Below are 23,004 nucleotides of genomic sequence, written 5' to 3'. Positions count from 1 at the left end.
CCCCTGGCGACAGGTTAAACTCACGCCCTGAACAGCTAACGCAAGAAAACACCGAGGATGGGCATTCAAACCGCTGCGGCCAACGACGTCGCACAGCACACCCCGATGATGCAGCAGTACCTTCGCATCAAGGCGGATCATCCGGGCACGCTGGTGTTCTACCGGATGGGCGACTTCTACGAACTCTTTTTCGAAGATGCGGAAAAAGCCGCACGTCTGCTCGATCTGACACTCACGCAACGGGGCGCGTCGGCAGGCAATCCGATCAAGATGGCCGGCGTGCCGCACCACGCGGTCGAGCAATATCTGGCCAAGCTCGTGAAGCTCGGCGAATCCGTCGCGATCTGCGAGCAGATCGGCGATCCGGCTACGTCGAAGGGCCCGGTGGAGCGCAAAGTGGTGCGCGTGGTCACGCCGGGCACGCTTACGGACGCCGCGCTGCTGTCCGACAAGAGCGATGTCTACCTGCTGGCCATGTGCGTCGCCCACAATCGGCGCGGCGTCGCGACCAGCGTCGGCCTCGCGTGGCTGAATCTGGCAAGCGGCGCATTGCGCCTCGCCGAAGTCGCGCCCGACCAGGTGGCGGCCGCGCTCGAACGGATTCGTCCCGCGGAAATTCTGGTAGCCGACACGCCCAGCGACTCGGCGAGCTGGACGCCGCCGGTCAACGCGGGCGCCCTCACCCGCGTGCCGGTCTGGCACTTCGACATCAACTCGGGCACGCAGCGCTTGTGCGATCAGCTGGAAGTGGCCGGGCTCGACGGCTTCGGCGCGCATTCGCTGACCTGCGCGTGCGGCGCAGCCGGCGCGTTGCTGCTGTACGCCGCCGCCACGCAAGGCCAGCAGTTGCGTCACGTGCGCAGTCTGAAGGTCGAATACGAGTCCGAATACATCGGCCTCGACCCCGCCACGCGCCGCAACCTCGAACTGACGGAAACACTGCGCGGCACCGAGTCGCCCACGCTGTGTTCGCTCCTCGACACCTGCTGCACCACCATGGGCAGCCGTCTGCTGCGCCATTGGCTGCATCATCCGCCGCGCGAATCGGCGGTGGCGCAAGCGCGCCAGCAGGCGATCGGCACCTTGCTCGACGCGCCGCCGGGCGCGGGCGTCGACGCGTTGCGCGGCGCGTTGCGGCAGATCTCGGACATCGAGCGGATCACCGGGCGTCTCGCGCTGCTCTCGGCGCGGCCTCGCGATCTGTCGAGCCTGCGCGATACCTTCATTGCATTGCCCGAGTTGCGCACGCAGCTCGCGGCCGTTTCGCCGAATGCGGATTCGCTGGCGCGCATCGACGCTTCGCTCGAGCCGCCGCAAGCCTGCGTCGAACTGCTCAGGCGCGCGGTCGCCCAGGAACCGTCGGCCATGGTGCGCGACGGCGGCGTGATCGCGCGCGGCTACGATGCCGAGCTGGACGAGTTGCGCGATATTTCGGAAAACTGCGGGCAGTTCCTGATCGACCTCGAAACCCGCGAGCGCGCGCGCACGGGCATCGGCAATCTGCGCGTCGAGTACAACAAGGTGCATGGCTTCTATATCGAAGTCACGCGCGGCCAGACCGACAAGGTGCCGGACGACTATCGCCGCCGTCAGACCCTGAAGAACGCCGAGCGCTACATCACGCCGGAACTGAAAACGTTCGAGGACAAAGCGCTGTCCGCGCAGGAACGCGCGCTCGCCCGCGAACGCTCGCTTTATGACGCGTTGCTGCAGGCGCTGCTGCCCTTCATCCCGGATTGCCAGCGGGTGGCTTCGGCACTCGCCGAGCTCGATCTGCTCGCGGCCTTCGGCGAGCGCGCCCGCGCGCTCGACTGGGTCGCGCCGACGTTCTCGCCGGAGGCCGGCATCGAAATCGAGCAGGGACGGCATCCGGTTGTCGAGGCGCAGGTCGAGCAGTTCATCGCCAACGACTGCACGCTTACGCCCGAGCGCAAACTGCTGCTGATCACCGGTCCGAACATGGGCGGCAAGTCCACCTTCATGCGGCAGACCGCGCTGATCGCGCTCCTCGCGTATGTGGGCAGCTACGTGCCCGCGCGGCGCGCCGCCTTCGGCCCGATCGACCGTATCTTCACGCGTATCGGCGCGGCGGACGACCTCGCCGGCGGCCGCTCCACCTTCATGGTCGAGATGACCGAGGCCGCCGCGATCCTGAACGACGCCACGCCGCAGAGCCTCGTGCTGATGGACGAGATCGGCCGCGGCACCTCCACCTTCGACGGCCTCGCGCTGGCGTGGGCCATCGCGCGGCATCTGCTCGCGCACAACGGCTGCCATACACTCTTTGCCACCCACTACTTCGAACTGACGCAGTTGCCGGCGGAGTTTGCGCAGGCGGCCAACGTGCACCTGTCGGCGGTCGAACATGGGCACGGCATCGTGTTCCTGCACGCAGTCAGCGAAGGGCCAGCGAATCAGAGCTACGGTCTGCAGGTCGCGCAACTCGCCGGCGTGCCGAATGCGGTGATTCGCGCGGCGCGCAAGCATCTTGCGCATCTCGAACAGCAGTCGGCCGCACAGCCCGCGCCGCAACTCGATCTGTTCGCCACGCCCTTGCCAATGCTGCTCGAAGACGCGGATGACGAGCGCGACGCGAAGGAGAAGCCGCCTGTGTCGCCCGCCATGCAGGCGCTCGTCGAGCGCTTGCGCGGCATCGATCCGAACGATTTGCGGCCGCGCGAAGCACTCGACCTGCTGTACGAATTGCATGAACTGGCCGCGGCGCCGGATGCGGATCATTGACGCACACAGGCGCTCGCAGCGTCCGCGCAAACTTCGCGCGGCGCTGACTCTCGCCCTCCTCACGCTCTCGGGAGGCGGCGTGCCGCTGGCGGGGTTGTCGGCGGGGTTGTCGGCGGGGTTGGCAATCTTCGCGCCGGCGGCCCACGCCGACACGCCGCGCTACACCTTCGCGGTCATCGCCAACACGATGCAAAGCAGCGCCGACGAAACCCCGACGCAGCGGCTGATCGAAGCGATCAGCCGCGAGCGCGACATGTCGTTCATCGTGTACGACGGTAATCTGAAGGGCGCGAAAGAGGCCTGCCGCGACGCGCTGTACGAACGTCGGCACGCGTTGCTCGAAACGTCGCGGCCCGCCCTCTTCTTCATTCCCGGCCAGCATGACTGGGCCGATTGCGGCACGGCCGAGGCCGGCGGCTTCGATCCGGTCGAGCGGCTCGATCTGTTGCGTCAGACACTTTTCGCCGACGCCACGTCGATGGGGCAGAACCCGATCGCACTCACGCGTGAAAGCGAAGTCTCGCGCTTTCGCCCGTATCGCGAGAACGTGCGCTGGCAAGCGGGCGACACCGTGTTCGTCGGCCTGAACGCGCCGAGTCCCAACAATCATTATCTGACCGCGGGCGGACGCAATGGCGAATTCGAAGATCGCGTGATCGCCAACGCGTTCTGGCTCGAACACGCCGGCGAGTTCGCGAAACGTCGCGACGCGCGCGCGATTGTCGTGTTCATTCAAGGCGATCCGGACCCGGAGCGTTACGAACGCCCCGACCGTTTTGCGTGGCTGCGGTTTGCGCGCAACACCCGCCGCGACGGCTTCCTGGAATTCAAGCGCAGCCTCGTCAAGCTCGCGCAGATATTCCACGGACCGGTGCTGGTGATTCATTGCGACGACGAACGCGCGAGCGCCGGCTTTGTGATCGATCAGCCGCTACGCAACGACAAGGGAATGCTGGTGACGAATCTCACGCGTGTCGCGCTCGCGCCGCATGACCGTCTCAATCAGTGGATTCAGGTTGAAGCGGACCTTGGCAGAAAACCGCCGTTCCGCGTGAGTGTGCGCGACGTGCCAAAGCAAATGCCGATGCCCACGGCGCAACCCGTAATGCCGCGCGACGAACCGGCGGCTTCGATGCCGGCTGTACCGGCGCTCGGCCCCGCTTCGGAATTGCCGCCGCTGCTGCAGTCGCCGGGCGATTCGCAACTGGATCAGCAACCGCGCATACCGGCCGATCAGGGCGGCGGTGGATACGGGCCGGCCACTTCCACTCCGCCCGCTTCCGCTACGCAGCCGCGCACGCCAGGCGCTACTTCAAGCGTGCCCGGCCTGCCCGCCAGCTCAGTGCAGCGTGGGCCCTGACTTGTCTTCTTCATCGTCCTCGTCGTCGTCGAGAACTTCCAGGCCGTCGGCGCCGTGCGCGTGTTCATGCTGGATTTCGTCTTCGGTAGCGGGACGCACGTCTTTCACGGTCAACGCGAAACGCAGCGCCATGCCGGCAAGCGGATGGTTACCGTCGAGCACCACCTTGTCTTCCGCGACGTCGGTCACCACGTAGACGAGCGAATCGAGATCCTCGTCGCCCTCTTCCGGCGTGCCCTCGAATTGCATGCCGACTTCGAGCGGTTCCGGGAAGCGATCGCGCGGCTCGATCTTCACGAGATCGGGATCGTATTCGCCGAACGCGTCTTGCGGCTCGAGCTGGATCTGGGTCTCGAAGCCGGCCTCGTGGCCGTCGAGCTCTTCCTCGATCTTGGGGAACGTGCCATCATAGCCGCCGTGCAGATAGACCATCGGCTCGTCGCTTTCTTCAATCAGATTGCCCTGCGCATCCGACAGCTTGTAAGCGACCGACACGACGGTGTTCTTTGCGATTTTCATTCGATTCTCCAGAATACAACTCACATTATACGATGCCCAAGCGGCCCACTGACCACCCGGCCGACGCTGCATCGGCACGGAATTCGTCGCCGGCTTCAAAGCCGGCCCTGCCCGCTGCTCCGGTTCTGCCGCCCTCGCCAGACACGCCGACACCGCTGCTCGGCAATCTCACGCCGTCGCAATTCATGCGCCGCTACTGGCAGAAGAAGCCATTGCTGATTCGCCAGGCGATTCCGAACGTCGAGGCACCGCTCTCGCGCGAAGCATTTTTCGAACTGGCCGATCGGGACGAAGTCGAGGCACGTCTGATCACGCATTTCCGCAATAAATGGCAGCTGGAGCACGGTCCGTTCGCGCCTGACGAACTGCCGTCGCTCAAGCAGCGCGCGTGGACCCTCCTCGTGCAAGGCGTGGATCTCTACGACGACCGCGCGCGCGCCTTGCTCGACCGCTTCCGTTTCGTGCCGGACGCGCGCCTCGACGACCTGATGATCTCGTATGCAAGCGACGGCGGCGGCGTAGGCCCCCACTTCGATTCCTACGATGTGTTTCTTTTGCAAGTAAAAGGCAAGCGACGTTGGCGCATCAGCGCGCAGAAAGATCTGACACTGCAAGCCGGCTTGCCGTTGAAAGTTTTACAGAATTTCCAGGCCGAAGAGGAATGGCTGCTCGAACCGGGCGACATGCTGTACCTGCCGCCGCACATCGCGCATGACGGAATCGCCGAAGGCGAATGCATGACCTGTTCGATCGGTTTTCGCGCGCCCTCCACGAGCGAATTGACCGCGCAGTTCCTCTACCATCTGGCCGAGCGCGGCGAGGCGGCGGGCAGCGCGGGTGCGCTTTATCGCGATCCGCAGCAGCCCGCTGTCGAGCGTCCGGCCGAACTGCCGGCCGCGCTGGTCGAAAGGGTTGGCGCAATCCTTGCTGGCATCAAATGGAAAGAGCAGGATATTGCGTCGTTCCTTGGTACGTATCTCAGCGAACCCAAGCCGAGTGTCGTCTTTGATCCGCCGCAAAGGCCGCTTAATGAAGCACGTTTCATCAGTCAGGCATCGAAGTCGGGTATTCGACTGGACCGGAAGACTAATTTGTTGTACAACCGCCGTTTTTTCTTCGTAAATGGAGAGGAAACGTCATTCGACGGCGCAAAAAAGTGGTTGTTTGACCTCGCAGATCACCGGTCTATGAGTGCGAAACGCTTTGTAACACTCTCACACGATTCGTCGGTGACAGCACGGCTACACGAGTGGTATTGTGCGGGCTGGATACAAGTGGGCGAGCTTGCGTAACTCCGCCTACCTGCTATACCGTACAGTGAAATTTTGTATGAGAAAGACAACGTATTGACCCCGGATTTATGGATTGTCAGTACGAAAGTGCATATAATTTCCGCCCAAGCCGTAGGGAAGATTCCAGCTCGTCAGAAGAGCGTCTCCACCAGCGGCCCAGGTCGGTGTTGGAGCACATTACCGGTTTTATTTTGCGCTGTTGCTTACCTTTAAACCATAAAAGGACGTGATCATGAAGAAATCCCTCCTCGTAGCATCCCTGTTGGCAGCTGTGGCACTGGCTGCATGCAACAAGAGCAACGACCAGGCCGCTGCCCCGGCTAGCGACGCAGCTGCTGCTTCGGCACCGGCTGCCGCAGCTTCGGATTCGGCTGCTGCTGCTTCGGGTGCTGCTGCTGCTGCGAGCGACGCTGCTGCTTCGGCTACGACCGCTGCTTCGGACGCAAGCGCTGCTGCTTCGGACGCTGCTGCTTCGGCTGCTGCCCCGGCTTCGGGCGCAAGCCAGTAAGCTGCTGCATAGGGTTCGCCTCTGGGCGAAAACTGCATCGGGAAATCATCGCGATTTCCCGGGCGGTAAAGCAAAACGCCACGGATTCACATCCGTGGCGTTTTGTCATTTAAGCGCCGCTTTTTCAACGGCGTTCAGTGATTCCAATCCAATTCCAATCAGCCTCGATCGGCGTCAATCAGCTTATTGAGCCGGTGTTGCGTTCTCTTCAAAGAACTCGCGCACCACCTCGATCTCACGTGTGCGTTTGAATGGCGGCAGGCTTTGCCAGATACGGCGCCCATACGGTTTATCGACGAGGCGCGTGTCGCAGATCATCAGCACGCCGCGATCGGTCTCAGCGCGAATCAGGCGCCCTGCGCCCTGCTTCAGCGTAATCACGGCCTGCGGCAACTGATGCACGGCGAACGGGCTCAAGCCCTTCTTGGTGAGCGCGTCGAGACGCGCCGACAGAACGGGATCGTCGGGCGGAGCGAACGGCAGCTTGTCGATCACCACGAGCGACAAAGCGTCGCCGCGCACGTCCACCCCTTCCCAGAAACTCTGGCTGCCCACCAGAATCGCATTGCCGTACGACCGGAACCGATCCAGCAACTCGGTACGGCTCGCATCGCCCTGCACGAGCAGCGGATAGTCCCAGCCGCGCGCTTCGATCGTGTCGCGCAGCTTCGCCGAGATGCGGTCCACCGCGCGCAGCGTCGTGCACAACATGAAGACGCCGCCGCCCGATGCCTCGATCGCCGGCAAGGCGGCGTCGAAGACGGCGTCGGTGAACATCGGCGAGGACGGCTGCGGCAAATTGCGCGGCACGTACAGCAGCCCCTGCGTCGGATAGTCGAAAGGACTGGGCAGCGTCATTGAACGTTTTGCGTTCAGACCCATCTGCGCGGCATAGTGCGTGAAATCGCCGCGCACCGACAACGTAGCCGACGTGAAGATCCACGCGCGCGGCACGCCGGCGCGCTGCTTCGCAAAGATCGGCGCGACCGACAACGGCGTTTCGTGCAATTGCACGGTATGTGCGAAGACTTCGATCCAGCGCACCTTTTCGTTCGGGTCGGCGCGCTCGGCTTTGCCGTCCGCCGAGGTGGCATCAGCCGCCTCGCGCTCGGTCTGCGTGGGCGGCGTGGTCCAGCCGGCGAGCACGCCCTGCAACTCGCGCGCGCGGCGCAGACACGCGCCGATCGATTCGGCGCGCTCGGCCTGACCCGCCAGCGCGGACGCGAGGGCATCGAGTTCCGTCTCCAGCGTTTCGAGCGCGGGAAACAGCGGATGGTCGTCCGGCAACTGGCCAATCGACAGGCGCACCGAGTCTTCCTTGAAGGCAAGCCGGACATCGCGCGCCGCACGTTCGAGCGTCGAGCCGAGCGTGACCCAATCCACCGTTTCACGCGCGTGGCCCAGACCTTCAGCCACCGAATCGCGCGCCAGTTCCAGAAACTGCGTGGTCGAAAGCGTCTCGCCGAAAAACAGCGTGGCTGTTTCGGGCAACTGGTGTGCTTCGTCGAAGATGATGGTATTGGCGGTAGGCAGCAACTCAGCCATGCCCGTATCGCGCAACATGATGTCGGCGAAAAAGAGATGGTGGTTGACCACCACGATATCCGCCTGCTGCGCCTCACGGCGCGCCTGCATTACGAAGCAGTCCTTGTAATGCGGACACTCCTGGCCGAGACAGTTTTCGCGTGTCGACGTGACCATCGACCACACCGCGGCCGTTTCGGGCACGCTGGCCAGTTCGGCCTTGTCGCCTGTGCGCGTGATCTTCGCGAAGCGCACGATATCCTGCAGATACGAAGTTTCCTGGCGCGACGGCAGACGGCCGTTATCGGCGGTGCGCTGGAGATAGTAGTGACACAGGTAGTTCGCGCGACCTTTAAGCATGGCGACCGATACCGGCACCGCGAGCGCATCGCGCACGGTCGGAATGTCACGCTGAAAGAGCTGGTCCTGCAGATGCTTCGTGCCGGTGGAGACGATCACCTTGCCGCCCCATAGCATGGCCGGCACGAGATAGGCGTAGGTCTTCCCCGTGCCCGTACCGGCTTCGACGATCAGCGTGTTCTCGCTGCCGTCGAGGCCGCCCGATTCGGCGTTCTCTGTGGGCTGCGCGGTGGCCTCGGCGCCCGGCGCCTGCAGGCGCCGCGCCGGACGCTTCTGCGCCTCGAACATCGCGGGTTCGGGCATCGCGCGACCCGACGCTTCCATAGCTGCGGCCACGGCGCGCGACATTTCGATCTGCGACGCACGCGAGCGGTATCCGTCGATCTGACGGGCCAGCAAGCCGTTGTCGGCGAAGATCTCGTCCAGTTCGGCGGCGCGGCGCGGGTTGAGCGACGCGCTCAGCGCGGACGCGGGCGCACGCGGCGCCGGTGCAGCGGCTGCGGATGCGTCGTCGCCCGGCGTGACACGGGATGAAGTTTCAAGCGGTGAATTCAAGGCAAGCGCTTCCTGCAAAGTCCGGCTCGCGCGGCGCGCGCCCGGCGCCTGCCAGGCTGCGGACTCAGGCGCGTGCGTCCGGTTCGAGCTGCAACTGCAGCAAGATGATGGTGTCCTTGACTTTGAGTTTGCGCTTTTTCAGGCGCTGCAACTCGAAGTCGTCGATGCCGGGCTCATCCGACATTCGGTCGATCAGGCGGTCGAGGCCACTATGCTCCGATTCCAGTTGCAGAATACGGTCGCGAAGTGTGTCCGCGTTGATGACGTGATGTTGATCGCGCATACTCGCCTCCTCTCGTCGACGGCACGGGCGGCGTATGCCGCCCGATGCCTGAGGTTGCTGTCCGGCTTAAAACGCGTTACGGCGACTACGGCCCTGCCACACACGCTCAGGGCTCACTCCGGCACTGTTACTGCTGCTGTTGTTGCTGCTTTTGCTGCTCTTCGATCTGCTGCTGTTTCAGCGCGTCCTGACGTTTCTGCTCGGCTTTCTCGGCCGCCTGCTTCTGACGCGCTTGAACGTCGGCCTTGTGCTGCGCCGCGTCGGCCTGCTTCTTCTCGAAGCTCTGCTGTTTCTGCACCCGCTCCTGGGCCTTCTGCGCACCTTGGGCACGCGCTTCGTCGAGCTTGCGCTGGAAGTCGGCCTGCTTCTGATCGTACGCCTGCTGGTTGGCCGCGGCCTGCGACGGGCTGACGCCGCGCTTCGCCTGATCCAGCGCATGCTGACGCTGCTTTTCCTGATAGGCCTGCTCATTGGCGCTGCGCTGCGGCGCCTCGGCGGCGCGCTGCGCCTGATCGAGCTGATGCTGGCGCTGCTTGTCTTCGTAAGCCTGGGCGTTGCGCGCGTCTTCGGCGGCGCGCTGCGGCGCGTTCGCTTCGTCCTGCGCGCGTTTCAGCGCGGCCTTCTCGTCGCGCTCGCGGGCGCGCTGCGTGCGCTGTTCGCCGTCGAGCGCAAGCTGTTCCTTGCGAATGTCGGCCTGCACCGAGCGCATGCTGTCGCGCGCCTTGTTCAGGCAATAATTGACGAAAAACTTGCTATAGCAGTCGTGTTCCGCGACGCCATAGCGATAGTTGTTCTCCTCGGTGCGCTGATCGAGGGCTTTCTGGCGCGCGTCGAAAGCGCTGGTCGGCGCGTCGGCGTTGTCCGTGCCGTCGGCACTCGTGCCGCCCTGCGCATTCGTGGCGCTCGCCGCCTCTGCGCCCGGCGCAGCCGCCGGCGCGAGAGCGCCGGCGGGTCGCGCCGCGCCGCTGCCGGCCGGCCTCGCGGATTGCGCCGCGGCCGGCGTGGACGCGACGAGCGCGGCGGCGAGAACGCACGACGCACACGACGCGAGCAACACGCCATTGGAAAGAAGCGCTGCGCCGACCAGCGGGCGCGAAGCCGACACGAGCAAGCCGAGCGGTGAGCGCAGCGAGCGTGGCGAAAAGCGCGACAGGGAGCACGACAGCCAGCGCGATAAAAAACGCGACGATAAAAACGGCGGCAATTGTGCCAGCCGGGGTGTCAAGCAGGAGACCAAGCGAGAGCCCAGGCGGTTGATGGACAAGGAGATCGGCAACGTCGTAGAGGGGCAGCGGAACATGCCCGAAATTCTATCACCCCGCGGTTGAGCCCTTTTGCATTTATGGCAAAATGCCCCGCTCCAGCAACCTGGTCGCAGCGCGCACGCCCGGCGTGCCCGGACGTGCCCCATGTGCCTCACGTGCCCTAACGTGCCTTCACGTGCGGTTAGCGCGCGGCCCCCGAACTGAGTCCGCAGGAACACCAAGACCTTATGACGGAAACCGTAGCACTCAAGATCGTACAGCGCATCGCCGCCGAACTGTCCGTCCAGCCGCGCCAGGTCGCGGCCGCGGTGCAACTTCTCGACGAAGGAGCGACTGTTCCGTTCATCGCCCGCTACCGTAAGGAAGTGACCGACAATCTCGACGACACGCAACTGCGTAACCTCGAGGAACGCCTGCTGTATCTGCGCGAGCTGGAAGACCGGCGCGCCGCGATCATCGCCAGCATCGACGAACAGGGCAAGCTGACCGACGAGCTGCGCGCCGCGATCGAAGGCGCCGACAGCAAGCAGGTGCTGGAAGACCTGTATCTCCCGTACAAGCCGAAGCGCCGCACGCGCGCGCAGATCGCCCGCGAAGCCGGCCTGCAGCCGCTTGCCGACGCGCTGCTCGCCAATCCGCTGCTCGACCCGCAAACGGAAGCCGCCGCCTACGTGGACGCCGAAAAAGGCGTCGCCGACCTCAAGGCCGCGCTGGACGGCGCGCGCGACATCCTCTCGGAGCAGTTCGGCGAAACGGCCGAGTTGCTCGGCAAGCTGCGCGAGTATCTGTTCAACCAGGGCGTGGTGTCGTCGAAAGTGGTGGAAGGCAAGGAAAACGCCGAGGAAGAAAAATTCCGCGACTACTACGACTATGCGGAAACCATCCGCACCGTGCCGTCGCATCGCGCGCTGGCGCTGTTCCGCGGCCGCAATGCGGGCGTGCTGATGGTCAAGCTGGGTCTCGGCGAGGAACTGGACGCGCAGGTGCCGCATCCGGGCGAAGCGCTGATCGCGCGCCACTTCGGCATCGCCAATCAGAACCGTCCGGCCGACAAGTGGCTCTCCGACGTGTGCCGCTGGTGCTGGCGCGTGAAGGTGCAGCCGCATATCGAAAACGAACTGCTGACCAATCTGCGCGACGAAGCCGAGCACGAAGCGATCCGCGTGTTCGCGCGCAATCTGAAGGACCTGCTGCTGGCCGCGCCCGCCGGACCGAAGGCCGTGATCGGCCTCGACCCGGGCATGCGTACCGGCGTGAAGGTCGCCGTGGTCGACCGCACCGGCAAGGTGCTCGCCACCGACGTGATTTATCCGCACGAGCCGCGCCGCGACTGGGACGGCTCGATCGCGAAACTCGCGCGCATCTGCGCGCAGACGCAGGCCGAACTGATCAGCATCGGCAACGGCACGGCGTCGCGTGAAACGGACAAGCTCGCGAGCGAACTGATCGCGCGTCATCCGGAATTCAAGCTGCAGAAGATCGTGGTGTCCGAAGCCGGCGCGTCGGTGTACTCGGCCTCCGAACTCGCGGCGAAGGAATTCCCCGACATGGACGTGTCGCTGCGCGGTGCGGTGTCGATTGCGCGCCGTCTGCAGGATCCGCTCGCGGAGCTGGTGAAGATCGAGCCGAAGGCGATCGGCGTCGGCCAGTATCAGCACGACGTGAACCAGCGCGAGCTGGCCCGTTCGCTGGATGCCGTGGTCGAAGACTGCGTGAACGCCGTCGGCGTGGATGCGAATACCGCGTCCGTCGCGCTGCTCGCCCGCGTCTCTGGCCTGAATGCCACGCTGGCGCGCAATATCGTCGACTATCGCGATGCGAACGGTCCGTTCCCGTCGCGCGAACATCTGCGCAAGGTGCCGCGGCTGGGCGACAAGACCTTCGAGCAGGCTGCCGGGTTCCTGCGCATCAACAACGGTGAGAATCCGCTCGACCGTTCGTCGGTGCACCCGGAAGCGTATCCGGTCGTCGAACGCATGCTCGCGAAAATCAGCAAGCATGTCGGTGAAGTGCTGGGCAACCGCGACGCGTTGCGGGGCCTGTCGCCCGCGGAATTCGTCGACGATCGTTTCGGGCTGCCGACCGTGCGCGACATTCTGCTCGAACTCGAAAAGCCGGGCCGCGACCCGCGTCCCGAGTTCAAGACGGCGACCTTCCGCGAAGGCGTCGAGAAGGTCAGCGATCTGACACCGGGCATGGTGCTCGAAGGCGTCGTGACCAACGTGGCGGCATTCGGCGCATTCATCGACATCGGCGTGCATCAGGACGGTCTGGTGCACGTCTCGGCGATGTCGACGAAGTTCATCAAGGACCCGCACGAAGTCGTCAAGGCCGGGCAGATCGTCAAGGTGAAGGTGCTGGAGGTCGACGTGAAGCGCCAGCGTATCGCGCTGACCATGCGCATGGACGACGAGGTCGGTGTGGCCGCGGCGCGCAGCGGCGGCGGCCAGCAGGAGCGCGGCGGCGCGGGCCGCTCGAGCGGCGGTGGACGCGGCGCGCCGCAACAGCGCTCGCGCGAGCCGGAACCGGGCGGCGCGATGGCGGCTGCATTCGCCAAGCTCAAGCAGAAGTAAGCTCGTGGGTTAAGCGCGTGATTCGCTCACGCGCCGGCTGTGCTTGCCGAGCGTCGCGCTTTGCATGCTCACTTGCCGTGCTCATTGCTCTGCCGAACACGCGGCATATAAAAAACCCACGCATTCGCGTGGGTTTTTTTTCGCCCCTGCTTCCAGGGACATCCGCGAATCCGCGGCGACCGTCAAATCTCGATCTTCGTCCCTAACTCCACCACCCGGTTGGCCGGAATACTGAAGAAGTCCGTCGGCTTCGCGGCGTTCTGGTGCATCCACGCGAACACGCGCTCGCGCCACACCGACATGCCCGGCAACTGCGTCGGCACCACCGTTTCGCGCGCGAGGAAGAACGACGTGTCCATCAACTCGAAGGTCATGTCATGCGTGCGGCCCACTTCGAGCAGCACCGCCTTCACGTCCGGCGTTTCGTTGAAACCATAGGCGGCCTTGACGAGATACAGTCCGCCCTCGATATCCTTCACCGTTACGCGCTCCGCATCGTTGACGTACGGGATATCGCGCGTCACGAAGGTCAGGAAGATGGTCCGCTCATGCAACACCTTGTTGTGCTTCAGATTGTGCAGCAGACTCACCGGCACGAGCGAATCGCTGCCGGTCAGATAGATCGCCGTGCCCGACACGCGATGCGGCGGATGCGCGAGCAGCCCCTGCAGGAAAGGCATGAGCGGAATACCGTCGGCGGCCGTGCGTTCCTTGACGATCATGCGCCCCTTGTACCAGGTCATCAGCAGGAAGAACAGCAACGCGCCGATGCCGAGCGGCAGCCAGCCGCCTTCTTCGACCTTCAGCAGATTGGCGCCGAAAAAGCCTAGATCGACCGTCATGAATACGCCAATGATCAGCGCCACCAGCAGCTTGTTCCAGTTCCACACTTTCACCATCACCACGCAGGCGAGAATCGTGGTGATCACCATGGTGGCCGTCACCGCGATACCGTATGCGGCCGCCAGATTGTCCGAACTCTTGAAGGCAATCACGATGCACAGAATGATGAACAGCAGCATCCAGTTCACCACCGGCACATAGATCTGCCCGATCGCCAGTTCCGACGTGTGCAGAATCTTCATACGCGGCACGTAGCCGAGCTGGATCGCCTGGCTCGTCAGCGAATAGGCGCCGGAAATCACCGCCTGCGAGGCGATCACCGTTGCGACGGTGGAGAGCACGACGAGCGGCAGCAACGCCCAATCCGGCGCGAGCAGGAAGAACGGGTTTTCGATCGCCTTCGGATCGTGCATCAGCAGCGCGCCCTGGCCGAAGTAGTTCAGCACCAGCGACGGCATCACCAGCACGTACCACGCCATGCGGATCGGCTTCGCGCCGAAGTGCCCCATGTCGGCGTACAGCGCTTCGGCGCCGGTCAGCACCAGCACCACCGAGCCGAGCACCACGTAAGCCTGCAGCACGTGCGCGGCCATGAAGGTATAGGCGTAGTACGGGTTCAGCGCGCGGATCACGTTCGGCGACTGCAGGATGTGCCACAGGCCGAGCGCCGCGAGCACCACGAACCACAGCACCATGATCGGACCGAACAGGCGGCCGACCATGGCCGTGCCGTGCCGCTGGATCCAGAACAGCAGGATGAGGATGACGATCGTCAGCGGCAGCACCAGATGCGACAGATGTGGCGCGGCAATCTCCAGACCTTCGACCGCCGAGATCACCGAGATGGCCGGCGTGATCACCGCGTCGCCATAGAACATGCAGGCGCCGAAGATGCCGAGCATCATCAGCAAGCCGGCCATTTTCGACTTCTCGTCGAGCGAGCGCAGCGCCAGCGCCATCAGCGCGAGCACACCGCCCTCGCCGTTATTGTCCGCGCGCATCACGAACAACACGTACTTGATGCCGACCACGATCACGATCGCCCAGAACAGCAGCGAGATCACACCGAGAATGGATTGCTCCGTCAGCGGAATGCCATGAGATGGGCTGAAGGCCTCTTTCAGCGAGTACAACGGGCTTGTGCCGATATCGCCGAATACCACTCCGATCGCGGCAATGGCGAGGGAAGGCAGAGGCTGTTTGTGCTCGTGATTGTTATCTGTCATAGACGCGAGGAAATCCGTTCGCTGGGCGGAAAAAACGACCGCTATTCTAAACTGCCCGTCTGGCGCCGCCCGGCCTGTTGTGGATACACCACGTGATGGTCCGCGCAGTGTAGCACTGCGATATCGGCGCGTCTGCTGCGCGGGCCGTATTGCGGGCGTCGCCGGAGCGCGGTTTGCGAAGTACGCCTGCATGGCGCGCCTACAAAAAAAACGGAGCTCGATGAGCTCCGTTTTGCGAGACGACGCGGGATACGACGCAACAAATTCGGCGCCGATGTGCGCATCACTGTTCCGACGACTCCTGCGCCTGCGCCGTGCCGCGCTTGATCCATGCGCCGAGGTTATGCGGACGAACCGTGTCCCATTCCTCGAACGGTTGATGGATCCACGGATTGGTGGGCAAATACTGCACATGGTAGTCGGGCTTCACCTTCGAGCAGCCCTTGTACCAGAGCACCGCCGAACGCACCGCGGTGATCGCCGGATAGCGCTCTTTCAGATGCTGCTGGACACGCGCGAGCGTCACGCCCGAATCGACCAGGTCGTCGACGAGCAGCACGTTGCCGTGCAGTTCGCCGCGCGTCATGGTGATGTATTGCGCGATGTCGAGCTCGCCCTGCTCCGTGCCGGCCGCTTCGCGATACGAACTCGTGGCGAGGATCGCCAGCGGCAGATCGTAAATGCGCGAGAGCTGATCGCCTACACGCAGACCGCCGCGCGCGAGGCACAGGATCTTGTCGAATTTCCAGCCCGACTCGTGCACCTGCAACGCCAGCAGTTCGATCAGCCGGTGATACTCGTCCCAGCCGACCCATAGATTCTTGTCGTCGTTGCGCGGATCTTTCATCGCAATCATGGGTACACCTTGCACCATGGCTTAAACCTTGAACGGATGACGAAGCAGAATGGTTTCGTCGCGATCCGGACCGGTCGACACCATGTCGATCGGAATGCCCGCGACTTCCTGCACACGCGACAGATACGCACGCGCATTCGCCGGCAGCTTGTCCCATTCCTTGATGCCGACGGTGCTTTCCTTCCAGCCCGCGAAGGTTTCGTACACCGGCACGCAGCGCGCGACTTCCGAAGCCCCACGCGGCAGCAGGTCGACATTCTGGCCGTCGACCGTGTAGCCGACGCACAACTTCACTTCGTCCAGACCGTCGAGCACGTCGAGCTTGGTCATGCACAGACCCGACACGCCGTTGATCTGGATCGAGCGGCGCAGCGCGGCGGCGTCGAGCCAGCCGGTGCGGCGCGGACGGCCGGTGACCGAGCCGAATTCCTTGCCGACGGTCGCCAGTTCGAGGCCGATCGCTTCCTGACGGCCAGCGTTGTCCGCGTCGTACAGTTCGCTCGGGAACGGGCCCGAACCGACGCGCGTGCAATACGCCTTGGTGATGCCGAGAATGTAGTTCAGCTTTTGCGGACCGACGCCCGCGCCCGCCGTGGCCGCACCGGCCACGCAGTTGCTCGACGTGACGAACGGATACGTGCCGTGGTCGATGTCGAGCAGCGTGCCTTGCGCGCCTTCGAACAGCAGGTTGCTGCCGGCCGCGTTCGCGTCGTACAGGCGGCGCGACACGTCGGTCACCATCGGCTTCAGACGGTCGGCATAGCCGAGCATCGTGTCGAGCGTTTGCTGGAAGTCGACCGCGGCGACGCCCAGGTATTGAGTCAACACGAAGTTGTGATAGTCGAGATTTTCACGCAGACGTTCGGCGAAGGTCTCCGGCTCGAACAGGTCCTGCACGCGCAGACCGCGGCGTGCCACCTTGTCTTCGTAGGCCGGGCCGATGCCGCGGCCGGTGGTGCCGATCTTGCCCGCGCCACGGCGCGCTTCGCGGCCTTGATCGATGGCGATGTGATACGGCAGGATCAGGGTGGTGGCTTCGGAAATGAAGAGGCGATTCTGAACGTCGACCCCGGCGGCTTCGAGCTCGCCGATTTCCTTGAACAGCGCTTCCGGCGACAACACGACGCCATTGCCGATGTAGCACGCTACGCCGGGATGCATGATGCCCGACGGAATCAGACGCAAGATGGTTTTCTTGCCGCCGATGATAAGCGTGTGACCGGCATTGTGACCGCCCTGGAAGCGAACGACGCCTTGAGCGTGGTCCGTCAGCCAGTCGACGATCTTGCCCTTGCCTTCATCACCCCACTGGGTCCCCACGACGACGACGTTACGCCCGGGGTTCACATTCACTGCGCTGGCAGACATGTTGTTTCGTAAGCTGGTTAAAAACGTATTCTACCTATGTTCGCGGAACCTTCCGAATTTTTCCGTTTCCGCTCAACGGTATGCACGTTATGGTGGGTATAGCGAAAGTAGCGCGGCCACCGGCCGCGCCCTGCTTTGGCGACATAGTCGACGCCGTCCGACATGCCATGAGGATCGCCCTCAGGCGGGTCTGCTGCAACGCGCTCAGGCGCGCGGTTCGACGACCCAGTTACCGTTGCGCTCGACCAACACGCGGTCGAACGCGAATTCGTCGAGATCGTGTTCGTGGCCAGGCAGCGCCTGAATCACCACCTCGCCGGCATCGCGCAACGCGGCGACGCTCACGCGCAACGCCTCGCCGTGCTGCCACGGCGCAAGAATCGCGCTGCTGCGCGCTTCGACCGGCGAGATCCGCGCCACCTCGCGCAGATCGAGCGAGAAACCGGTGGCTGCCCGCGCGCGGCCATACGCCTGGCCCACGTGGTCATAACGGCCGCCGCGCGCCACCGCGTTCGGCACGCCGTCCACATACGCGGAGAACATCACGCCGCTGTGATAGGCATAGCCGCGCAGATCGGCGAGATCGATCATCACTTCGGCGCCGTCCACCTGGCTCGCGAGGAACGCGAGGTCGTCGAGCGCGCGGGCGATGGCCGGCATGGCCGGCAAACGTGCACGGGCTTCGTCGAGTACCGACGCGTCGCCGTACAACGTGGGCAGCGCGCGCAACGCGTCGCGAATCGCAGGCGTCAAGCTGGCCGTCAGTTCGACGAGGCGCGGCACGTCCTTGCCCGCCAGCGCGTCGTAGAGCGACTGCCCGAGCTCGGCCGCGGCCGGCTCGGCTTCGATCAGCGCGGCGAGCACGCCCGCGTGGCACAGGTCGAGGCGCACTTTCGCGAGGCCCGCCAGACGCAGCGCGTCGAGCATCAATTGCTGGATCTCCAGATCCGCTTCCAGGCCGGCGTGACCGTAGATTTCCGCACCGATCTGAATCTGCTCACGCGTCGCGTGCAGGCCGCGCGGACGCGTATGCGCGACGTTGCCCGCGTAGCAAAGACGCGTCACGCCCTGGCGGTTCAGCAGGTGTGCGTCGATCCGCGCCACCTGCGGCGTGATGTCCGCGCGCAGACCGAGCGTGCGTCCGGACAACTGATCGACGAGCTTGAAGGTGCGCAGATTCAGATCGTGTCCGCCGCCGGTGAGCAGCGACTCGAGGTACTCGAGCAACGGCGGCATGACCATCTCGTAGCCGTACGAACGGAAACGGTCCAGCAAATGGCGCCGCAACTCTTCGATCTTGCGGGCTTCCGACGGCAGCACGTCGGCAATATTCTCGGGAAGTAACCAGGTCGACATCGATACAGTCCTACGACGTTGAACACGGCGGCTGGGTGCGCCGGTAAGTGAGTGTGAATGGCGGGTGGCGGCTCGATTTTGGCGGCTCTCGCGGGCGTTGCAATGACCTGCGGCGAGCGCTTGCGGCTTTTGGCCGCGGGGCGCTGCACTGCGCGGGGTTCAGAACCCTCGGGCACTGGCGCGCAACGGCGGACATGCACTCGAGCGCGGGCAGCTTGCGCAGCCTGTCAGCCCGCCCGCAAAAGCACGCCCCTTCAGGTCACGATGAACAGCAGAATCAGCCCGAGCACCATCACGATCAGACCGCCCACACGAATCTGGTGCGGCGGCCGTTCCGCTATTTTACGAAACGTGTCGCGCCAGGCGCTCGGAAAAACGAACGGAAACATCCCTTCGATAATCAGCATCAACGCGATCGCGAGCAGTAACGAGCCGGCTATATCCATGCGAATGAAGGCGCCGCGATGCGGATGCCGCGGCGTTCCGGTTATCAGTGTTTGCGCGCAACCGCGGGAACGTCCGGGGCAGCGCCGCCGGTCGGGCTACGCATGAAGCGGAAGAACTCGTTGCTCGGGTCGACCACGATCACGTCGCCCGGCTTGAAGGTGTTCTTGTACGCCTGCATGCTTTGATAGAACTGGTAGAACTGCGGGTCGGTGCCATACGCTTCGGCGGCGATTTCCGCTGCCTTTGCATCGCCCTCGCCCTTGATGGTTTGCGCCTGACGATAACCGTCCGCGAGCGTCGCCTGTTGCTGGCCGAGCGCGTCCTGCCGGATCTTGTCGGCCTCGGCCGTGCCCTTCGCGCGTTCGTCGGCCGCGACCTGCTGGCGTGCGGCGATCATCCGCTTGTAGACGGAATCGGCCATCGACGCGGGGAAGTCGACACGCGTCAACTGCACGTCGATCACCGACACGCCGAGCGATGCCGCGGCCTTGTCCATCGCGGCACGCGCCTCGTCGGCGACGGCCTGCTGGCGAGCCAGCGCGTCGGACAGCGTGACCTTCGCGAACGCGTCGCCGAGCGCGCTGCGCGACAGCAAGGTGAGCCGGTCCGGCAGGCTCTGCGCGTCGCCCCTGGTTTCGGCGAGCAGCTTCAGCGGATCGGTCACGCGGTATCTGACGACCGGGTTGGCCAGCAGATCGGTCTTATCGGACGTCACGTAGCGGTCTTCGTCCGGTGCGTCGAGCGACTGGATGCGGTTATCGACCAGCGTGAGCGTTTGCAGCGGCGGCGGCAATTTGACGTGCAGGCCGGGGCCGAGCAGGCTCGGCGCCTTGTCGCCATGCGACGACAGCACGGCCAGATGACGTTGATCGACGACGAACACCATCGACGAAGCGGCAAACAGCACGATAACGACAGCCACGACGAGCGCAATGATCTTGTTCATGAGGTGCGCTCCTTATTGAACGTCGTCTTCACGCATACGGCTGCGGAAGGAGTCGCGTGAGCGCAGCGCGTCGCTGCTGGCTGCCGCCTGGCTGGCGGGCGTGGCAACCGCCGCCGGTGCGGAAGCTGCGGCGCCGGTTGCGGCGGCGGCCGGCGCGGCCGACGGCAAGGCGGCAGCGCTTGCCGCCTGCGGCGCGGCAACGGCCGCGGCGCCCGAAGCGGCAGCCGCCTCGGCTACCCGCTGGCGAGTCTGCTCGACCAGCTTGTCGAGTGGCAGATACAGCACGTTGTTGCCGTTCTTGCTGTCCACAAACACCTTGGTCGTATTCGAATAGATCTGCTGCATGGTTTCCAGATACATGCGCTCGCGAATCACCGCGGGCGCTTTCGAGTACTGCGCGTAGACCTGCTTGAAGCGCTCGGCGTCGCCCTGCGCCTGAGCCACCGTCTTGTCGCTGTACGTTTTTGCTTCGTCGATCTGGCGCGCCACGTCGGCTTGCGCGCGCGGCAACAGGCCCGCGGCATAGGCCTCGGCATCGCGCTTCGCGCGCTCGTTTTCCTGACGGACTTTCGCGGCGTCGTCGAACGCGGCTTGCACCTGGTCGGGCGCCTGCACACCCTGGATCGTCACACCGGTCACGGCGAGTCCGGACTGATATTCATCCAGGGATTGCTGGATCGCCGCTATCAGTTGCTGGCGAATTGTTTCGCGGTCCTGATAGAGGACGTCGTTGGTGCTGCGCGCGCCGACGATGCTGCGCACCGCCGCCTGCGCGGCCTGCATCACGCCCTGATCGGGATCGACGCTGCGAAACAGGTAGTCGGTCGGCTTCTTTACCTGGTATTGCACGGCGAAGCGCACGTCGACGATATCCGCGTCGTGCGTGAGCATCGACGCGTCTTTCACATTCGCGAGACGCACCACGTTATTGCGGCCGACCTCCACCTGGCGGACCTGGCCGATATTGACGAGCTCATGCGCTTCGAACGGATACGGCAGACGCCAGTGCACACCCTGCCCCGCCGTGTAGCGATACTTGCCGAACTGCAGCACGACGCCGGCCTGGCCGTCCTGCACGACGAACACCCCGCTGCCGAGATAAATGGCCAGCAGCACGCCGATCACGATGCCCACGCCAATGCGCGCGCCACGACCGTTGTCCGGGCGGCCACCGCCCGCGCCGCCGCCCTTGCGGCCGAACACGCGGCTCAAACGGCGGTTGAAATCGCGCCACATCTCGTCGAGATCGGGCGGGCCTTCACCGTCCTTGTTCGGCGGACGCTTGGGTTCGTTTGGACGTTGCCGGTCGCCATTGCCTTCCCCCCGGCCCCAGCGCGGATCGTTCAGTGAAAGCATGGCGCGCATGCGCAGCCAGATACTCCGCTCGTTGTAATCGTTCACCTGTGTTCGTTCACCAGAGTAGACAGCGGGTCAGTGCAATTGGAACGGGTCAGTGCCCGAGTTCTGGGACCTTGCGGTCGTCGCGTGGTGCCGCCGACCGGTCTTCTTCCGATAGATCGACCAGCGTTTCGGGAAGAGGTTCGGCAGTAGCGATTTCAGCGATGGCAGCGCGCAGTGTGTCCAGCCCTTGCCCCGTGCGCGCGCTCAAAAAGACGCGCGAAATATTACCATACTCGTCCCTTTCAACCGCATCCCCACGGGCCGCCAACTCGGGCACCGCGTCTATCTTGTTGAAGACCAGCACCTGCCGGATGGTGTCCGCACCGATTGCGTGCAACACCTCGTTCACCTGATCGATCTGGTCGAGCCGCACCGCGCTCGACGCATCGACCACGTGCAGCAGCAAGTCGGCGTGAATCGTTTCTTCGAGCGTGGCGCGAAACGCCGCCACCAGTTGGTGAGGCAATTCACGGATGAAGCCGACCGTGTCGGACACCACCACCTGCCCCGCTTCGTCGCCGAGATAGACTCGCCGCGAGGTGGTATCGAGCGTCGCGAACAACTGGTCCGCCGCGTAGGCCTGGGCCTTGGTGAGCGCGTTGAAGAGCGTGGATTTGCCCGCGTTCGTATAACCGACGAGCGACACGGACATGGTCTGATTGCGGCTGCGCGCGCGGCGCTGCGTGCCGTGCTGACGGCGCAGCTTTTCGAGCCGCGTCTTGAGCGCCTTGATGCGCTCGCCGATCAGCCGGCGGTCGGTTTCGAGCTGCGTTTCGCCCGGGCCGCGCAAACCGATACCGCCTTTTTGCCGTTCCAGGTGAGTCCATGCGCGGATTAGCCGCGTGGACAGATACTGCAGTTGCGCGAGTTCCACCTGCAGCTTGCCTTCGTGGCTGCGGGCGCGTTGCGCAAAAATATCGAGGATCAGACTGGTGCGATCGATCACGCGCCGATTAAGCGCTTGCTCCAGATTGCGCTGCTGCGCAGGCGCCAGAGCGTGATTGAAAATGACGAGTTCGATGTCGTTCGCCTCACACGCAAGACGCAGCTCTTCGGCCTTGCCGCTGCCGACGAACATCTTCGCGTCGGGACTGGAGCGGCGCCCGGTGAGGGTGACTAAGGGATTCGCGCCCGCGCTTTGCGCGAGCAGGCTGAGTTCTTCTAGGCTGGCTTCGAAATCGATCTTACCGAAGTCGACGCCGACAAGCGCTGCATTGATCAAATTGGAGGGTATCAAAATGAGGCGGCCGGAAGTAATCGCCAACGGGCGACGTGACGCCGGCCGCGACGGGGGTTAGGACTGTTCGGAATCCGGGTGGAAATTCACCGGGCGGGCTGGCACGACAGTCGAGATTGCGTGCTTGTAGACCATCTGGGTGACCGTATTCCGGAGCAACACGACGTACTGGTCGAACGATTCGATGTTCCCTTGAAGCTTGATGCCGTTGACCAGGTAGATCGACACCGGCACATGCTCTTTACGCAGTGCGTTCAAAAACGGGTCTTGTAACAATTGCCCTTTGTTGCTCATAGCAAACTCCGTATTTTTTTGCAGGTTGACTTAATTGACGACGAAGAAA

General features: G+C 64.1%; 18 protein-coding genes. 5 read left to right on the top strand and 13 right to left on the bottom strand.

The window, feature by feature from the left end; all coding sequences use genetic code 11:
* The first annotated feature begins 57 nt into the window (after nucleotides 1–57).
* Nucleotides 58–2,742 (top strand): DNA mismatch repair protein MutS, encoded by a 2,685-nt coding sequence (gene mutS, locus CJU94_RS12530; RefSeq protein WP_095418950.1) that lies wholly within the window; start codon nucleotides 58–60, stop codon nucleotides 2,740–2,742.
* On the top strand, nucleotides 2,729–4,102 hold the full coding sequence (locus CJU94_RS12525) for a hypothetical protein (protein WP_095420325.1): 1,374 nt from the start codon (nucleotides 2,729–2,731) through the stop codon (nucleotides 4,100–4,102). Before mutS ends, CJU94_RS12525 begins: the two co-directional genes overlap by 14 nt.
* On the opposite strand, the gene CJU94_RS12520 is transcribed toward CJU94_RS12525, so the two are convergent.
* A complete protein-coding gene (locus CJU94_RS12520; RefSeq protein ID WP_011488927.1) occupies nucleotides 4,082–4,621 on the bottom strand; it encodes an FKBP-type peptidyl-prolyl cis-trans isomerase in 540 nt (179 codons plus the stop codon). The genes CJU94_RS12525 and CJU94_RS12520 overlap by 21 nt on opposite strands.
* Before the next feature lie 32 nt (nucleotides 4,622–4,653).
* On the opposite strand from CJU94_RS12520, the gene CJU94_RS12515 reads away from it, so the two are divergent.
* Both CJU94_RS12515 and CJU94_RS41755 read left to right on the top strand, forming a co-directional pair.
* Nucleotides 4,654–5,913, top strand: a complete 1,260-nt coding sequence (locus CJU94_RS12515; RefSeq protein ID WP_095418949.1) for a cupin domain-containing protein — start codon at nucleotides 4,654–4,656, stop codon at nucleotides 5,911–5,913.
* Between the two features lie 232 nt (nucleotides 5,914–6,145).
* Entirely contained in the window at nucleotides 6,146–6,421 is a 276-nt protein-coding gene (locus CJU94_RS41755; protein ID WP_091792954.1) for a hypothetical protein, read from the top strand.
* 183 nt (nucleotides 6,422–6,604) lie between these two features.
* Here CJU94_RS41755 and yoaA read toward each other — a convergent pair whose 3' ends face one another.
* The 3 genes from yoaA to CJU94_RS12490 all read right to left on the bottom strand — a co-directional run bounded on the left by yoaA (nucleotide 6,605) and on the right by CJU94_RS12490 (nucleotide 10,200).
* On the bottom strand, nucleotides 6,605–8,860 hold the full coding sequence (yoaA, locus tag CJU94_RS12500; protein WP_095418948.1) for a DNA repair helicase YoaA: 2,256 nt from the start codon (nucleotides 8,858–8,860) through the stop codon (nucleotides 6,605–6,607).
* A gap of 64 nt (nucleotides 8,861–8,924) precedes the next feature.
* Nucleotides 8,925–9,143, bottom strand: coding sequence for a DUF465 domain-containing protein (locus tag CJU94_RS12495; RefSeq protein WP_007181361.1), 219 nt, complete (start codon nucleotides 9,141–9,143; stop codon nucleotides 8,925–8,927).
* A 127-nt stretch (nucleotides 9,144–9,270) separates the two neighbouring features.
* Complete coding sequence (locus CJU94_RS12490) at nucleotides 9,271–10,200, bottom strand: hypothetical protein (protein WP_095420324.1); 930 nt, start codon at nucleotides 10,198–10,200, stop codon at nucleotides 9,271–9,273.
* Between the two features lie 435 nt (nucleotides 10,201–10,635).
* On the opposite strand from CJU94_RS12490, the gene CJU94_RS12485 reads away from it, so the two are divergent.
* A complete protein-coding gene (locus CJU94_RS12485) occupies nucleotides 10,636–12,981 on the top strand; it encodes a Tex family protein (RefSeq protein ID WP_095418947.1) in 2,346 nt (781 codons plus the stop codon).
* 182 nt (nucleotides 12,982–13,163) lie between these two features.
* On the opposite strand, the gene CJU94_RS12480 is transcribed toward CJU94_RS12485, so the two are convergent.
* The 9 genes from CJU94_RS12480 to hfq form a co-directional block, all read right to left on the bottom strand.
* Nucleotides 13,164–15,050: a potassium transporter Kup gene (locus CJU94_RS12480; protein ID WP_095418946.1), complete on the bottom strand. Its 1,887-nt coding sequence runs from the start codon at nucleotides 15,048–15,050 to the stop codon at nucleotides 13,164–13,166.
* A gap of 283 nt (nucleotides 15,051–15,333) precedes the next feature.
* Nucleotides 15,334–15,924 carry a phosphoribosyltransferase gene (locus tag CJU94_RS12475; protein ID WP_095418945.1) on the bottom strand — a complete coding sequence of 197 codons (591 nt, stop codon included), beginning with the start codon at nucleotides 15,922–15,924 and terminating at the stop codon, nucleotides 15,334–15,336.
* A 3-nt stretch (nucleotides 15,925–15,927) separates the two neighbouring features.
* On the bottom strand, nucleotides 15,928–17,274 hold the full coding sequence (locus CJU94_RS12470; protein WP_095418944.1) for an adenylosuccinate synthase: 1,347 nt from the start codon (nucleotides 17,272–17,274) through the stop codon (nucleotides 15,928–15,930).
* Between the two features lie 204 nt (nucleotides 17,275–17,478).
* Nucleotides 17,479–18,630 carry an ATP phosphoribosyltransferase regulatory subunit gene (locus CJU94_RS12465; RefSeq protein ID WP_095418943.1) on the bottom strand — a complete coding sequence of 384 codons (1,152 nt, stop codon included), beginning with the start codon at nucleotides 18,628–18,630 and terminating at the stop codon, nucleotides 17,479–17,481.
* Nucleotides 18,631–18,884: 254 nt separating this feature from the next.
* Nucleotides 18,885–19,076 (bottom strand): DUF2065 domain-containing protein, encoded by a 192-nt coding sequence (locus CJU94_RS12460; protein WP_007181354.1) that lies wholly within the window; start codon nucleotides 19,074–19,076, stop codon nucleotides 18,885–18,887.
* A gap of 44 nt (nucleotides 19,077–19,120) precedes the next feature.
* On the bottom strand, nucleotides 19,121–20,023 hold the full coding sequence (gene hflC / locus CJU94_RS12455; protein ID WP_095418942.1) for a protease modulator HflC: 903 nt from the start codon (nucleotides 20,021–20,023) through the stop codon (nucleotides 19,121–19,123).
* Between the two features lie 12 nt (nucleotides 20,024–20,035).
* Nucleotides 20,036–21,424, bottom strand: a complete 1,389-nt coding sequence (gene hflK, locus CJU94_RS12450; protein ID WP_095418941.1) for an FtsH protease activity modulator HflK — start codon at nucleotides 21,422–21,424, stop codon at nucleotides 20,036–20,038.
* A gap of 49 nt (nucleotides 21,425–21,473) precedes the next feature.
* Nucleotides 21,474–22,688, bottom strand: coding sequence for a GTPase HflX (hflX, locus tag CJU94_RS12445; RefSeq protein WP_208645313.1), 1,215 nt, complete (start codon nucleotides 22,686–22,688; stop codon nucleotides 21,474–21,476).
* Between the two features lie 30 nt (nucleotides 22,689–22,718).
* On the bottom strand, nucleotides 22,719–22,955 hold the full coding sequence (gene hfq / locus CJU94_RS12440; protein WP_006051315.1) for an RNA chaperone Hfq: 237 nt from the start codon (nucleotides 22,953–22,955) through the stop codon (nucleotides 22,719–22,721).
* Nucleotides 22,956–23,004: the final 49 nt, after the last annotated feature.

The sequence above is a fragment of the Paraburkholderia aromaticivorans genome, from assembly GCF_002278075.1.
GTDB lineage: Bacteria > Pseudomonadota > Gammaproteobacteria > Burkholderiales > Burkholderiaceae > Paraburkholderia > Paraburkholderia aromaticivorans.
The sequence above is the reverse complement of the archived record's forward strand: the minus strand, read 5'-3'. Positions and strand labels throughout refer to the sequence as shown.

Bases quoted from the DNA above. Each gene is read 5' to 3' on its own strand.
- mutS (WP_095418950.1), top strand. From the start codon at position 58: ATGGGCATTCAAACCGCTGCGGCCAACGACGTCGCACAGCACACCCCG.
- CJU94_RS12525 (WP_095420325.1), top strand. From the start codon at position 2,729: ATGCGGATCATTGACGCACACAGGCGCTCGCAGCGTCCGCGCAAACTT.
- CJU94_RS12520 (WP_011488927.1), bottom strand. From the start codon at position 4,621: ATGAAAATCGCAAAGAACACCGTCGTGTCGGTCGCTTACAAGCTGTCG.
- CJU94_RS12515 (WP_095418949.1), top strand. From the start codon at position 4,654: ATGCCCAAGCGGCCCACTGACCACCCGGCCGACGCTGCATCGGCACGG.
- CJU94_RS41755 (WP_091792954.1), top strand. From the start codon at position 6,146: ATGAAGAAATCCCTCCTCGTAGCATCCCTGTTGGCAGCTGTGGCACTG.
- CJU94_RS12495 (WP_007181361.1), bottom strand. From the start codon at position 9,143: ATGCGCGATCAACATCACGTCATCAACGCGGACACACTTCGCGACCGT.
- CJU94_RS12485 (WP_095418947.1), top strand. From the start codon at position 10,636: ATGACGGAAACCGTAGCACTCAAGATCGTACAGCGCATCGCCGCCGAA.
- CJU94_RS12480 (WP_095418946.1), bottom strand. From the start codon at position 15,050: ATGACAGATAACAATCACGAGCACAAACAGCCTCTGCCTTCCCTCGCC.
- CJU94_RS12475 (WP_095418945.1), bottom strand. From the start codon at position 15,924: ATGGTGCAAGGTGTACCCATGATTGCGATGAAAGATCCGCGCAACGAC.
- CJU94_RS12470 (WP_095418944.1), bottom strand. From the start codon at position 17,274: ATGTCTGCCAGCGCAGTGAATGTGAACCCCGGGCGTAACGTCGTCGTC.
- CJU94_RS12465 (WP_095418943.1), bottom strand. From the start codon at position 18,630: ATGTCGACCTGGTTACTTCCCGAGAATATTGCCGACGTGCTGCCGTCG.
- CJU94_RS12460 (WP_007181354.1), bottom strand. From the start codon at position 19,076: ATGGATATAGCCGGCTCGTTACTGCTCGCGATCGCGTTGATGCTGATT.
- hflC (WP_095418942.1), bottom strand. From the start codon at position 20,023: ATGAACAAGATCATTGCGCTCGTCGTGGCTGTCGTTATCGTGCTGTTT.
- hfq (WP_006051315.1), bottom strand. From the start codon at position 22,955: ATGAGCAACAAAGGGCAATTGTTACAAGACCCGTTTTTGAACGCACTG.